Source organism: Roseateles sp. GW821-FHT09B06, from assembly GCF_059418245.1.
Genome location: NZ_JBWKPM010000027.1, coordinates 1 through 13279 on the forward strand (window position 1 = coordinate 1; position 13279 = coordinate 13279).

Sequence of the window (13279 nt, forward strand, 5' to 3'; positions counted from 1 at the left end):
GCCGGCGCGAGCGTGGCGGCGGCCGCCTCGGGCAGCAGCGTGACGGGCTTGGGCCGCGGCGACGCGGGCCGGTGGGCCTCCAGCCAGTCCACCAGGCGCTGCTCCAGGGTCTGCGTGCCGCCGCCGCTCGAGAGCCGGGCCAGCAGGCCGGTGTCCAGGCCCAGCGCGATGGCCGCGACGCCGGCCAGCACGGCGGCGCCGACGAGGCGCCGGACCTGTTCGCCGGTGCGCAGCGAGCCCTTCATGCGCGCCAGCAGGCGCCCGCCGAACAGCAGTGCGGCGGCCAGCGAGCTGCAGGCGCCCAGCGCATAGGCGAGCAGCAGCAGGGTGGTGCCGGCGCTGGCACCGTTGATGGCCGCGCCGGTCAGGATCAGGCCCAGGATCGGCCCCGCGCAGGGCGCCCACAGCAGGCCGGTGCCGACGCCCAGCAGCAGCGGCGCCAGCGGGGTCCGGGCGCGCCCGGCGGGCGCATCTTCCTCGCTCAGGCGCGCGCCGAGCGCCACCAGCGGGCGCGTCAGGCGCTCGGCGAGCGAGGGCAGCAGCAGGGTGGCGCCGAACAGGGCCAAGAGCGCGAGCGCCGCATAGCGCCCGTATTCGTTCAGCGTCACCACCCAGGCGCCGCCCACCGCCGCCAGCGTGGCGACGGCGGCAAAGGCCAGCGCCATGCCCAGCAGCAGCGGCAGCCCGTGCGAGGCGAAGGGGCGGTCGGCGCGCGCGAACACAAAGGGCAGCACCGGCAGGATGCAGGGGCTCAGGATGGTGAGCACGCCACCGAAATAGGCGATAACAAGGGTCAGGACAAGCATGGTCGTCGGCCTCTAGAGGGTGATCGTCGGCAGCCGCAGGCGGGCTTCCAGCCCGCCGCCGGCGCGGTTGTGCAGGCTCAGTTCGGCGCCCATCGCCACCGCCAGCTGCTGGGCGATGGCCAGGCCCAGGCCCGTGCCGCCGGTGCTGCGGTTGCGCGAGCCCTCGACGCGGTAGAAGGGCTTGAACACGGCCTCCAGCTGGTCGGCGGGTATGCCGGGGCCGCGGTCCAGCACGCTGAGTTCCAGCCGCTCGGGGCCGGCCCGCACCTGCAGGCGCACGTCGCTGCCGAACTTCAGGGCGTTGTCGATCAGGTTGCTGAGGATGCGGCGCAGCGCGATGGGGCGGGTCACGAGCGGCGCGCCGACCCGGCCCTCCAGCCGCACCGGTTCGCCGGCATCCTCGTAGTCGGCGACCATGCTCTCGAGCAGGGCGTCGGCGTCGATGCGGCAGGTTTCCTCGGTGATGCCGTGCAGCGTGCGCGCATAGCTGACGCCCTCGCGCACCAGCGCGTGCATCGCGGCCAGGTCCTGGCGGAACTTCTCGCGCTCGGGTTCCTTGTCCATCAGGTCGGTGCGCAGGCGCATGCGGGTGATCGGGGTCTGCAGATCATGCGAGATCGCGGCCAGGATCTCGACGCGCTCGGCCATGTAGCCGGCGATGCGCTGCTGCATCGCGTTGAAGGCGCGCGAGGCATAGGCCACCTCGGTCGGGCCGTCCTCCGCGAGCCGATGCGGCTGCAGGTCGGGGCCCAGCTCGTCGGCGGCGGCGGCCAGCCGGGCCAGCGGCCGCGTCACCAGGCGCACGGCCAGCCAGCCGCACAGGGCCAGCACCACCAGCTGGGCCAGCAGCGTCCACAGCACCCAGCTCGACACCGGCATGTCGACGCGCCGGGCGTGGATCAGCAGGGTGCTGCCGTCCGACAGCCGGACATCGAGCCGCAGACGGTCGTACGCCGCGATCCCCAGCTCCATCATCTGCGCGACCTTGAGCACCTCGAAGGGGCGCAGCGCGTCGACCAGCACCGCGGCGAACTGCCGGGCCGTGTCGGACACCGGCGGGCCGCCGGGGTCCTCGCCCTTCTCGCCGTCCAGCGCGAAGCGGTAGTTGCGCCGCTCCAGCCGGGCCAGCCAGGCCGGGCGCTCGGCGGCCGGCAGGCGGTCGAGGATGGCCACCGAGCTGGCGATGTCGCGCTCGATGCCGGCCATCATCAGCTCGCGCAGCGCCATGTCGCGCTCGACGCGGATCGCGGCAAAGGTCAGCAGCTGCGCGCCCGCCAGGCCCACGACGATGATCAGCGTGACGCGGGCGAACAGCGAGCGCGGGGCCAGCCGGCCCAGCGCGCGCGCCACGGCGGCGCCGCTCATGATGCGGCGCGCTCCAGCGCCTGGCGGACGAAGTCCAGCCGGTCCTGGCCCCAGAAGATCTCGCCGTCGATCACATAGCTGGGCGCGCCGAACACCTGGGCCTCGATGGCGCGGCGCGTGTTGTCCTCGTAGCGGGCCTGCACCTCGGCGGCCCGGGCCTGCAATGCGCGCTCGGCCGGCAGGCCGCATTCGGCCAGCAGCTCGGCCAGCACGGCCGGGTCGGCGATATTGCGCTGCTGGGCCCAGACGGCCGCGAACACCGCGCCGGCCAGGCGCAGCGCCGCCTCGGCGCCGTCGTGCAGATCCACCGCGACGATCAGCAGGGCGGCCGGGTGCGGCACGACCGGGAAGAAGGCCGGCTGCAGGTTCATCGGCAGCGCCAGATGCTTGGCGAAGCGCTGCAGCTCGACCAGGCGGTAGGCCTGGCGCTGGGCCGGCCGCTGGGCCAGCGGCACGCCGCCCGAGACCGCGAACAGCGCGTTCAGGTCGATCGGCAGTACCCGCACGGTGGCGCCGGTCTCGCGGGCGATGGCGGCGAAGCGCGCATGCCCCAGATAGGTCCAGGGGCTGTGCGGGGCGAAGTAGTAGTCGATCACGCGGCTCAAGGGATTCTCCGTGGCGGGTTGCGGGTGGGGCGGCGCCGGGGCGGCACTGCACGGACTGGTTTATAGGCGCTGCGGCCCGGTCCGGGGCGATTCCATGTACGGGCGTGTATCCGGGCCGCGCCGGCCACACAGTACTTTTCATTCGGGCCCGGCGCGGCATTCTTGCGGCCCGCGCGCCGCGGCCGCGCTGCTTGTGTATGCCACTGTATCCGGCCCGCGGCGCGCACACAGCGGCATGCAAATCCATGGGAGGCTCGACACATCGCGGATACAGCCGGGCGCTGCAATGGAGGCTCGTCAGCGCGGCATCCCCTTCCGGGCCGCATCCGCAAACCGCAACAAGAGCCTCACACCATGATCAACCCCGTCGACCAAGTCCTGTATACCGCCCATACCCGCACCACCGGTGGCCGCGACGGCGCCGGCACCTCCAGCGACGGCGCGCTCGACGTCAAGCTCAGCCCGCCCGGCTCCGGCAAGCCCGGCACCAATCCCGAGCAGCTGTTCGCGGTCGGCTGGTCCGCCTGCTTCATCGGCGCGCTCGGGTTTGCGGCGAAAAAGCTGGAGCTGACCCTGCCGGCCGACCTGCATGTGGACACCGAGATGAGCCTGGTCAAGAGCGGCGAGGGCTACTGCCTGAGCGCGCGCCTCAAGGTCAGCCTGCCCGGCGTGGCGAGCGAGTCCGCCGAGGCCCTGGTGGCGATGGCCCACCAGACCTGCCCCTACTCCAAGGCCACGCGCGACAATATCGACGTCGTGATCGAGCTGGTCTGAGCCGGCGCCCTCGCGCAAGCTCCAAACCCGACAGCGAGAACATCATCATGTCTGACGCAGTCATCAACCCGCAGCGCCGCCGGCTCCTGGGCGGCGCGATCGCCGGCGCCGTGGCCGCCGAGCTCGGCTTCATGGGCACGGCCACCGCCGCCCCGGCCGCGGCGCAGCCGCTCACCCCGATCCGGCAGATCCGTGCCGGCGAGCTGGATGTCGGCTATTACGAGGCCGGCCCCGCCGACGGCATTCCCGTGCTGCTGCTGCACGGCTACCCCTACGACATCCACAGCTATGCGGACGTGGCGCCGCTGCTGGCCGCGCGCGGCTGCCGGGTGATCGTGCCGCATCTGCGCGGCCATGGCAGCACGCGCTTCCTGGATGCCGACAACCCGCGCTCGGCCCAGCAGGCGGCCGTGGCGCTGGATCAGATCGCGCTGCTCGACGCGCTGAAGATCGAGCGCGCCGTGATCGTCGGCTACGACTGGGGCGCCCGCACGGCCTGCATCATCGCGGCCCTGTGGCCCGAGCGCTGCCTGGGTCTGCTGTCGGTGAACGGCTACATCATGACCAATCTGCCGGGCAATCTGCGTCCGCTGCCGGCCAAGGTCGAGCATGGCTGGTGGTACCAGTACTACTTCGCCACCGAGCGCGGCCGCCAGGGCCTGGAGGCCAACCGGCGCGACATCGCGCGCATCCTCTGGAACACCAACTCGCCCAAATGGCGCTGGGACGAGGCGGTCTTCGAGCGCACCGCGGCCTCCTTCGACAACCCGGACTATGTGCAGATCGTCATCCACAACTACCGCTGGCGCCTGAGCCTGGCGCCCGGCTTCCCGCAGTACGAGGCCTGGGAGAAGCGCCTGGCGACCCTGCCGACCATCGGCGTGCCGACGATCACGATGGACGGCGATTCGGACGGCGTCGTGCCGGCGACCGACGGCAAGGCCTATGCCGCGAAGTTCACCGGCCCGCGCTCGCATCGCATCGTCAACGCCGGACACAATGTGCCGCTGGAGGCCCCGCAGGCCTTCGCCGACGCGGTCCTGGAGCTGGCCTCGGCGCGCCGCTGAGTCCGGGCCCGAACGTGTAGGTCTGTGTATTCGGCTCCGGCCGGATACATGGGCATACAAAGCCTGTGCAAGCAGGCCCCGGGCCGGCTACATTGCTGCAGGATTTTCCTCTCGACGGCGCCTGCCGCGCCGCCTGCCGCCATGCTGCCCAAGACTTCCGACCATGTGCTGATCGTCGACGACGACCGCGAGATCCGCGAGCTGCTGAGCACCTATCTGGTGAAGAACGGCCTGCGGGTCGTCGCGGTGCCCACCGGGCGCCATATGCGCGCGGCGCTGGAGGAATCGGGGCCCTTCGATCTGATCATCCTGGATCTGATGCTGCCGGGCGAGGACGGGCTGTCGCTGTGCCGCGACCTGCGCTCGGGCAAGTACAAGGCCATTCCCATCCTGATGCTGACGGCGCGCGGCGACGAGGCCGACCGCATCCTCGGCCTGGAGATGGGCGCCGACGACTACCTGGCCAAGCCCTTCGCGGCGCGCGAACTGCTGGCCCGGCTGCGCTCCGTGCTGCGCCGCACCCGCATGCTGCCGCCGAACATGCGCTCGACCGAGGATGCGCAGACGCTGGCCTTCGGCGAATGGCAGGTGGACACGACGGCGCGCCATCTGGTCGATGCCAGCGGCCTGGTGGTGGCGCTGAGCGGTGCCGAGTACCGGCTGCTGCGCGTCTTCCTCGACCATCCGCAGCGCGTGCTGAGCCGCGACCAGCTGCTGAGCCTGACCCAGGGCCGCGAGGCCGAGCTGTTCGAGCGCTCGATCGATCTGCTGGTCAGCCGCCTGCGCCAGCGCCTGCGCGAGGATGCGCGCGAGCCGCGCTACATCAAGACCGTGCGCAGCGAGGGCTATGTCTTCGCCGCGACGGTCGAGGCGCAGGACTGACGAGCCTCGGCCGCAGGCCGCGCGTCAGCCGCGCCGCCGCGGCGTCGCGGAAAAACGGCTGGTGATGCTGTGGCACTGCGTCGGATGGCGGATCTCGTGCGAGATGCCGCCCATCAGGAAGAGCAGGGCGAACCAGAGCTTGCGCATCGCTGCCATCGCTCAGGACCCGGCGGCAGGCGGCTGGGCCAGCAGGGCCTGGATCTTGGCTTCGGTCTGGGCGTAGCGGCCCTCGCCGAAATGCGAGTAGACGATCTTGCCGTCGCGGTCGATCAGGTAGATGGCGGGCCAGTAGCGGTTGTTGAAGGCCTTCCAGGTCGCGTAGTCGTTGTCCTGCGCGACCGCATGCCGGACCTTCAGCTTGCGGATCGCCTCCTCGACGTTCTTGGTGGACTTCTCGTAGGCGAATTCCGGCGTGTGCACGCCCACCACGACCAGGCCCTGGTCCTTGTACTTCGCGTGCCAGTCCTGCACATAGGGCAGGTGGTTCAGGCAGTTGATGCAGGTGTAGGTCCAGAAGTCGACCAGCACGACCTTGCCGCGCAACTCCGTCATCTTCAGGGGCGGCGAGTTGAGCCAGTTGGAGATCCCCTGGAAGTCGGGCGCCGCTCGCGCGGTCTGGCCGTTCGCCCCACCGGGGCCCGACGGGGCCGCGGCGAAGGCCAGGGCGGCCAGCGATACCGCCGTGGCCGCGACGACGAGGGGGGTGTGGAGTCTGAACTGCATGATGGGAACCTCGGAAAGGGGGCTGTGAGCGCCCGGATGCGTGGATTCTTGGCGATCCAGGCGCGCTTGGGTTCGTTCGGTGTATGTCCGTGTATCCGGGCGGTGCAGTGCCCACACTATGTTTCCTGCGCCGCCCCGGCGGCGGGTCCGGCGTGCCGGGAGCGCCGGGCAAAGCGTTACCGCTGATGCGGGCGGAAACGCCCAAATAGGCGCAAACTTGCGGCCGCCATCAGTGACCAAGGAAGGAGCGCTCGATGACCCCCTCCCCGCAGCAGGAGCCCCTGCCGCCCCGCCCCGCGGTGCTGGACCTGATCGGCAACACCCCGCTGCTGCCGGTGCGCCGGCTCGACACCGGGCCCTGCCAGTTGTTCCTGAAGCTGGAGTCGCAGAATCCCGGCGGCTCGATCAAGGACCGCATCGGCCTGTCGATGATCGAGGCGGCCGAGCGCGAAGGCCTGATCCCGCCCGGCGGCACGGTGCTGGAGGCCACGGCCGGCAACACCGGCCTGGGTCTGGCGCTGGTCGCGCGGGCCAAGGGCTACCGGGTGCAGCTGGTGGTGCCGGACAAGATGTCGACCGAGAAGATCCAGCAGCTCAAGGCCCTGGGCGCCGAGATCCACCTGACCCGCTCCGACGTGGGCAAGGGCCATCCGGCCTATTACCAGGACCTGGCCGCCAAGCTGGCCGCCGAGATCCCCGGCGCCTGGTATGCCGACCAGTTCAACAACCCGGCCAACCCGCTGGCCCACGAGACCACCACCGGCCCCGAGATCTGGCAGCAGATGGGCCACCAGCTCGATGCCGTCGTCTGCGGCGTCGGCTCGGGTGGCACGATCACGGGCCTGTCGCGCTTCTTCGCCAAGGTGCGGCCGGGCCTGGACATGGTGCTGGCCGACCCGGCCGGCTCGGTGCTGAAGGACTATGTGGAGACCGGCAGCTTCGGCGCGGCCGGCTCCTGGGCCGTGGAGGGCATCGGCGAGGATTTCGTGCCGCCGATCGCCGACCTCAGCGGCGTGCGCCGGGCCTACGCGATCGGCGACGAGGAGAGCTTCGCCACCGCGCGCGAGCTCTACCGCGCCGAGGGCATCCTGGCGGGCAGTTCGACCGGCACCCTGCTGGCCGCGGCGCTGCGCTACTGCCGCGAGCAGCAGGAGCCCAAGCGCGTCGTCACCTTCGTCTGCGATACCGGCACGCGCTATCTGTCCAAGGTCTACAGCGATGCCTGGATGTTCGACCAGGGCTTGCTGAGGCGCAAACCCCTGGGCGACCTGCGCGACCTGATCGCGCGCCCGGCCAAGGACGGCGCGGTGGTCAGCGTCGGTCCCGACGACACCCTGCTGACCGCCTTCGCGCGCATGCGCCAGGCCGACATCTCGCAGCTGCCGGTGCTGGACGAGCATGGCCGGCTGGTCGGCCTGCTGGACGAGTCCGACCTGCTGGCCGGGCTGCACGAGGATCCCAGCCATTTCCGCCACCTGGTCGGCGCCGCGATGAACCGCGAGGTGACGACGCTCGCGCCCGACGCGCCGCTGGCCGCGCTGATCGCGCAGCTGAAGACCGGCCTGGTGGCGGTGATTGCCGACGGCAAGGGCGGCTTCCATGGCTTTGTCACCCGCTTCGACCTGCTCAACCATCTGAGAAAGACCCTGACATGAGTCACGATCCCAAGTCTCTGACCTCTCTGGCCTTCGACACCCGGGCCATCCACGGCGGCCAGCAGCCCGACCCGCTGACCGGCGCGGTGATGCCGCCGATCTATGCCACCTCGACCTACCGCCAGCAGAGCCCGGGCGTGCACAAGGGCTACGAGTACGGCCGCACCCACAACCCGACGCGCCAGGCCTACGAGCGCGCCGTCGCCAGCCTCGAGGGCGGCGCGCAGGGCTATGCCTTCTCGTCCGGCCTGGCCGCGATGGCCACCCTGCTGGACACCCTGCCGGCCGGCTCGCACATCGTGGCCGGCGACGATCTCTATGGCGGCAGCTACCGGCTCTTCGAGCGCGTGCGCAAGCACAGCGCCGGGCTTCAGGTGACTTATGTGGACAGCAGCGAGGCCGGCAACGTCGCCGCCGCGCTGCGGCCCGAGACGCGCCTGATCTGGATCGAGACCCCCAGCAATCCGATGATGAAGCTGACCGATCTGCAGGCCGTCGGCGCTCTCGCGCGCGCGCATGGGCAGGCGCTGGCGGTGGCCGACAACACCTTCGCCAGCCCCTGGTCGCAGCGCCCGCTGGAGCTGGGCTTCGATGTGGTGCTGCACTCGGCCACCAAGTATCTGAACGGACACAGCGACGTGATCAGCGGCGTGATCGTGGTGGGCGACGAGCCGCGCCAGGCGGCCGTGCGCGAGCAGCTGGAGTTCCTGCACAACGCGGTCGGTTCGGTGGCCGGGCCCTTCGACAGCTTCCTGGCGCTGCGCGGCCTGAAGACCCTGGCCCTGCGCATGCAGCGCCACAACGAGAGCGCCCAGCAGATCGCCGAATGGCTGGAGCGCCAGGCCAAGGTGCGGCGCGTGCATTACCCCGGCTTGGTCACGCATCCGCAGTACGCGCTGGCGCGCAAGCAGCAGCGCGGCGGCGGCGGCATGATCAGCATCGCGCTGGACACCGACCTGGCCGGCGCACGCCGCTTCCTGGAGCGGGTCGAGATCTTTGCGCTGGCCGAGAGCCTGGGCGGGGTCGAGAGCCTGATCTCGCTGCCGGCGCTGATGACCCATGCCTCGATCCCGGCCGAGCAGCGCGCACGCCTCGGGATCGGCGACGCGCTGGTGCGCATCTCGGTGGGCATCGAGGATGTCGAAGACCTGAAGCGCGACCTGGCGGCGGGGCTGGAGGCATTGTGAGACGCGACCCCCTGGACCTGCAGCACGAGCTGCCGCTGATCGACATCGCGCCGCTGCTGGACCGGACGGTGGTGCTGGACGCGGCCGCGCTCGACGCGATCGCGCTGCAGATCAACGCCGCCTGCCGCGCGCATGGCTTCTTCTACATCACCGGCCATGGCGTGGCGCCGGCGCTGATCGCGCGGCTGGAGGCGCTGAGTCGGCAGTTCTTCGCCCTGCCCGAAAGCCAGAAGCTGCGCTGGCCGATGAGCGAGGGCGGGCGCGCCTGGCGCGGCTATTTCAAGACCGGCGGCGAGCTGACCTCGGGCCGGCCGGACTGGAAGGAGGGTCTCTACCTCGGCACCGAGCTGGCACCGGACCATGAGCTGGTGCGCGCCGGCACGCCGCTGCACGGACCCAATCTCTGGCCCGAGGCCGCGGTGCCGGGCCTGCGCCAGGCGGTGCTGGACTACATGGCCGCGCTGACCGGCGTGGGTCATGCGGTGATGCGCGGCATCGCGCTGAGCCTGGCCCTGCCGCAGGACTATTTCGCGACCCGCTACACCGCCGACCCGCTGCTGCTGTTCCGCCTCTTCAACTACCCGAGCCGGCCCGTGCCGGCCGGCTCCGATGTGCAATGGGGCGTCGGCGAGCACACCGACTACGGCCTGCTGACCCTGCTTCACCAGGACGACACCGGCGGCCTGCAGGTCAAGACCCGCGAGGGCTGGATCGAGGCTCCGCCGATCGAGCACAGCTTCGTCTGCAATATCGGCGACATGCTGGACCGCATGACGCGCGGCCTGTACCGCTCGACGCCGCACCGCGTGCGCCTGAACATCAGCGGGCGCGACCGGCTCTCCTTCCCGCTGTTCTTCGATCCCAACTTCTTCGCCCGCGTGCAGCCCATCGAAGGCCTGCCGCCGGCCGAGGAGGATGCGCGCTGGCGCTGGGACGGCGCCAGCGTCCACGCCTTCGAGGGCAGCTACGGCGCCTACCTGATGGCCAAGGTCGGCAAGGTGTTTCCGGAACTGGGCCGGCAGGTGCTCTGAGCTCAGGCCCGGGGGTAGAGGATCATCTGGGTGCAGCGGAACAGCGCGATGGTCTTGCCGGTCTCGCGGTGCGTCACCACGGCGTCCCAGACCTGGGTGCTGCGGCCGTCATGCGCCAGCGTGGCGACGACCTCGATCAGGCCCTCGAGCGCGGTGCCCAGGTGGTTGGACTTCAGCTCGACGGTGGTGAAGCTCTGCGCGCCCTCGGGCAGGCTGGCGATGCAGCCGTAGCCGCAGGCGGTGTCGGCCAGGGTGACGACGCTGCCGGCGTGCAGATAGCCGTTGGGCGCCATCAGATGCGGCGCCACCGGCAGCTCGGCGCGGATCCGGCCGGGCTCGGCCTGGGTGATGACGATGCCCAGATGGCCGGGCAGCTTGGCAGCGCCGCGGGCGTTCAGTTGTTCGGGGGTGACGGTCATGGGTGGGTCGGAATGCCGAGGTTGCGATGGCGGTCATTCTGCCCAGGTATATGCTGCCGCGCGCGCAGGCGGGTATGCGCCCCGCCGAGGAGTCGTGCCATGGCCATCGAACGCTGGGGATCGCTGTCGGTCGCGGATCACATCGATGCGGGCGCGCTGGCCGCCAATGTGCTGCTCTACGACCGGCTGGTGCTGCCGGTCATGTCCGGCCAGCCCGACCGCGACGAGCGGGCCTACTGGGAGCAGCGCGGCTGGGCCCCTGAGCTGCAGCGCCGGCGCCTGGACCAGCTGGAGGAACTGGCGGTCTGCCGGCCCTGGAACGCCGCGCGGCGCGCGGAATTCCAGAGCCGCAGGGCCCAGCTGCTGGCCGAGCGCGCCGACGCCCAGCATGTCGACAGCCATGCGATGACCCGCCGGATCCTGGCCCAGGAGCAGGTGCTGGAGAAGCTGGCCGGCGTGCAGCATGTCGAGGTGATCGCGGCCTACAACTCGGCGGCGGCGCTGGCCGCCGATTTCCATCTCGATGCGCCCCGGGCGCATGTGGCCGCGCAAGCCTGGCTGCTGAGCCGCCGGCTGGCCGTGCCGGCGCTGGCTGCGGCCGACGATGTGGACGACATCCTGCGCCAGGCCTGCGAGCTCTCGCGCAATGCGGCGTTCCGGGCGCACCGTGCGGCCCTGTTCGACTGGCAGGAGACGATGGCGCGCAAGGGGCTGCCGCCGGACGCGGCCGTGGCCTTGCTGGACGAGCTGACCGGCGTCTACAACGCGGCGGTGCAGGCGGCCTGGGCCAAGGTGCGCTGGAAGTTCGCCTTCACGCTGTTCGGCATCGGCCTGGGCTTCGCCACCGGCGGGGCGATCGGCGCCGGCGCCTCGGCGGCGCTGGCCCTGGTGCAGTTCGCCACGCTCGACCTCGACCCGGTCGTCGAACCGGGCCGGGCCGCGCCGGTGGCGATGTTCCACGACATCCGCTCCCGCATGGGCTGGGGCCTGGCGCCCGCCTAGCCTCGGGGCGGTAATAGAACGCCAGGGGAAACGCCGATGTCCGGGGCGCGGCCCTTGAAATGCGACTGTATTGGCGTGCAGGGGACTCCGGCGCTCAAACGCTGTGTTGACCGAGGTCCTATTCCGGCGACACCGCGAGCTCATCGCAGCGCCGCACCAACTGCTGCACCAGGGCCAGCGTGGTGGCCGAGGCGCCGGCCGGGTGGTGCAGGGCCAGTCGCATCGGATGGCGGGCCGGCAGGCCGTCGGCCTCGCCCAGCACGCGATGGCCGGCGCGTACGGCGCGTTGCGGCAGCAGGCTGATTCCGAGGCCGTCGGCGACGGCGGCCTGCAGGCTGGCCAGGCTGCCGCTGCAGTAACCGATATGCCAGCGCAGGCGCCTCACATCGAGCGCCTCGAACATCTCCTCGCGGTACAGGCCGCCGTCCGGGAACACGGCCAGCGGCAGCGGGTCGCGCTGCAGGCAGGGGTGCTGGCGGCTGTCGACCCAGACGGCCTGCTCGGGCCAGGAGCGCAGGCCTTCGGCGCGTCTTTGCTTGGCCAGTATCACGTCGTAGTCGCCACGCTCGTAGCCGGCAATGAGGTCGGCGCTCAGGCCGCTGCTGACGGACAGGCGCAACCCCTCGCGCTGGCGGGCGAAGGCCGACAGCACCGGCGTCAGCAGCGCGCCGGCCAGGTCCTCGGGCACGCCCAGCCGTATCAGCTCCAGCGGCTCGGTCTGCTGGCTCATCGCGGCGCGGGCCTCGGCGCCCAGGGCCAGCAGGCGGCGCGCATAGCCCAGCAGGCGCTCGCCGGCCTGGGTGGTGCGGACGCGCCGCTCGCTGCGGTCCAGCAGGATCTGCCCGGCCTCGTCCTCGAGCCGACGCAGCTGCTGGCTGACGGTCGACTGGGTCAGGTGCAGGGCCTGGGCCGCGCGGGTGAATCCGCCGGACTCGACCACCGCGACGAAGGCGCGCAGCAGCTGCGGGTCGTACATATGTATTCACTTATCCACTGAAGTGGATGCGATTATTTAATTTCAGAATCGTGTGTGCAATCACTATTCTTCCCGGTCATGGGGCGGCATGGCGCTGCCCGAAGGCGGCACAGCGATGAGTGGTGGAAACAGTTTGATGGCAGCACTGATGATGACGACAGCGGCGGCGGTGGCCGCGCCGGCCTACGCGGTTTCGGAGGGCGAGCTGCTGGTGATGGCGGCCGAGGCGGGCAACACCCCGACCGTGCAGCGGCTGCTGGACAACGGCGCGGACATCGAGCAGCGTGACGCCAGCGGGCGCAGCGCCCTGCTGGCGGCCACCCATGGCAATCATGTCGCGACGGCGCGGCTGTTGATCGAGGCCGGCGCCAACGTCAACGCCAAGGACCGCATCGAGGACAGCCCCTATCTGTTTGCCGGTGCGCGTGGCCATCTCGAGATCCTGCGCCTGACCCTGGCCCATGGCGCCGATCTGAAGAGCACCAATCGCTACGGCGGCACGGCGCTGATACCGGCCTGCGAGCGCGGCCATGTGGCGACGGTGCGCACCCTGATCGAGGCCGGCGTCGACGTCGATCATGTCAACCGGCTGGGCTGGACCGGCCTGCTGGAGACGGTGATCCTGGGCAACGGCACGGCGCCCTATGTGGAGATCACCGCGCTGCTGATCGCCGCGGGCGCGCGCCTGGATCTGGCGGACCGCGAGGGCGTCACGGCGCTGGCGCATGCGCGCAGGCTGGGCCAGGGCGAGGTCGTGGCCCAGCTCGAAGCGGCGGGGGCGCGCTGA

At 71.1% G+C, this 13279-nt stretch carries 15 protein-coding genes; 8 read left to right on the forward strand and 7 right to left on the reverse strand.

All coding sequences use genetic code 11. From position 1 onward, the window contains the following. The 3 genes from AC07OQ_RS19450 to AC07OQ_RS19460 form a co-directional block, all read right to left on the reverse strand. A partial coding sequence (locus AC07OQ_RS19450) for a cytochrome c biogenesis CcdA family protein (RefSeq protein ID WP_495054796.1) occupies positions 1–806 on the reverse strand: 806 nt, incomplete at its 3' end. Between the two features lie 12 nt (positions 807–818). Next, positions 819–2171, reverse strand: a complete 1353-nt coding sequence (locus tag AC07OQ_RS19455; RefSeq protein ID WP_495054797.1) for a sensor histidine kinase — start codon at positions 2169–2171, stop codon at positions 819–821. Next, positions 2168–2776: a 2-hydroxychromene-2-carboxylate isomerase gene (locus tag AC07OQ_RS19460; RefSeq protein ID WP_495054798.1), complete on the reverse strand. Its 609-nt coding sequence runs from the start codon at positions 2774–2776 to the stop codon at positions 2168–2170. Before AC07OQ_RS19460 ends, AC07OQ_RS19455 begins: the two co-directional genes overlap by 4 nt. Before the next feature lie 354 nt (positions 2777–3130). Between AC07OQ_RS19460 and AC07OQ_RS19465 the strand changes: the two genes are divergently transcribed. The 3 genes from AC07OQ_RS19465 (at position 3131) to AC07OQ_RS19475 (ending at position 5499) form a co-directional block, all read left to right on the forward strand. Next, positions 3131–3550: an organic hydroperoxide resistance protein gene (locus tag AC07OQ_RS19465; RefSeq protein ID WP_495054799.1), complete on the forward strand. Its 420-nt coding sequence runs from the start codon at positions 3131–3133 to the stop codon at positions 3548–3550. 47 nt (positions 3551–3597) lie between these two features. Then, positions 3598–4617: an alpha/beta fold hydrolase gene (locus AC07OQ_RS19470; RefSeq protein WP_495054800.1), complete on the forward strand. Its 1020-nt coding sequence runs from the start codon at positions 3598–3600 to the stop codon at positions 4615–4617. A gap of 141 nt (positions 4618–4758) precedes the next feature. Then, on the forward strand, positions 4759–5499 hold the full coding sequence (locus AC07OQ_RS19475) for a response regulator (RefSeq protein WP_495054801.1): 741 nt from the start codon (positions 4759–4761) through the stop codon (positions 5497–5499). A 24-nt stretch (positions 5500–5523) separates the two neighbouring features. On the opposite strand, the gene AC07OQ_RS19480 is transcribed toward AC07OQ_RS19475, so the two are convergent. Further along, positions 5524–5646, reverse strand: coding sequence for a hypothetical protein (locus AC07OQ_RS19480; protein ID WP_495054802.1), 123 nt, complete (start codon positions 5644–5646; stop codon positions 5524–5526). Positions 5647–5658: 12 nt separating this feature from the next. Continuing rightward, positions 5659–6222, reverse strand: a complete 564-nt coding sequence (locus AC07OQ_RS19485) for a thioredoxin family protein (protein WP_495054803.1) — start codon at positions 6220–6222, stop codon at positions 5659–5661. Positions 6223–6476: 254 nt separating this feature from the next. On the opposite strand from AC07OQ_RS19485, the gene AC07OQ_RS19490 reads away from it, so the two are divergent. The 3 genes from AC07OQ_RS19490 to AC07OQ_RS19500 are packed head-to-tail and all read left to right on the forward strand — an operon-like array spanning position 6477 to position 10095. Beyond that, positions 6477–7877, forward strand: coding sequence for a pyridoxal-phosphate dependent enzyme (locus AC07OQ_RS19490; RefSeq protein WP_495054804.1), 1401 nt, complete (start codon positions 6477–6479; stop codon positions 7875–7877). After that, entirely contained in the window at positions 7874–9064 is a 1191-nt protein-coding gene (locus AC07OQ_RS19495; protein ID WP_495054805.1) for a trans-sulfuration enzyme family protein, read from the forward strand. Before AC07OQ_RS19490 ends, AC07OQ_RS19495 begins: the two co-directional genes overlap by 4 nt. Next, positions 9061–10095, forward strand: a complete 1035-nt coding sequence (locus AC07OQ_RS19500; RefSeq protein ID WP_495054806.1) for an isopenicillin N synthase family dioxygenase — start codon at positions 9061–9063, stop codon at positions 10093–10095. The genes AC07OQ_RS19495 and AC07OQ_RS19500 overlap by 4 nt, the downstream gene beginning before the upstream one ends. A 2-nt stretch (positions 10096–10097) precedes the next feature. Here the strand turns inward: AC07OQ_RS19500 and AC07OQ_RS19505 are convergent, their stop codons facing one another. Beyond that, positions 10098–10514, reverse strand: a complete 417-nt coding sequence (locus AC07OQ_RS19505; RefSeq protein WP_495054807.1) for a PaaI family thioesterase — start codon at positions 10512–10514, stop codon at positions 10098–10100. 99 nt (positions 10515–10613) lie between these two features. Here AC07OQ_RS19505 and AC07OQ_RS19510 point away from each other — a divergent pair, with 99 nt between their 5' ends. Beyond that, positions 10614–11516 carry a hypothetical protein gene (locus AC07OQ_RS19510; protein WP_495054808.1) on the forward strand — a complete coding sequence of 301 codons (903 nt, stop codon included), beginning with the start codon at positions 10614–10616 and terminating at the stop codon, positions 11514–11516. A gap of 118 nt (positions 11517–11634) precedes the next feature. Here the strand turns inward: AC07OQ_RS19510 and AC07OQ_RS19515 are convergent, their stop codons facing one another. Continuing rightward, positions 11635–12492, reverse strand: coding sequence for a LysR family transcriptional regulator (locus AC07OQ_RS19515; protein ID WP_495054809.1), 858 nt, complete (start codon positions 12490–12492; stop codon positions 11635–11637). A 136-nt stretch (positions 12493–12628) separates the two neighbouring features. Here AC07OQ_RS19515 and AC07OQ_RS19520 point away from each other — a divergent pair, with 136 nt between their 5' ends. Then, a complete protein-coding gene (locus tag AC07OQ_RS19520; RefSeq protein ID WP_495054810.1) occupies positions 12629–13279 on the forward strand; it encodes an ankyrin repeat domain-containing protein in 651 nt (216 codons plus the stop codon).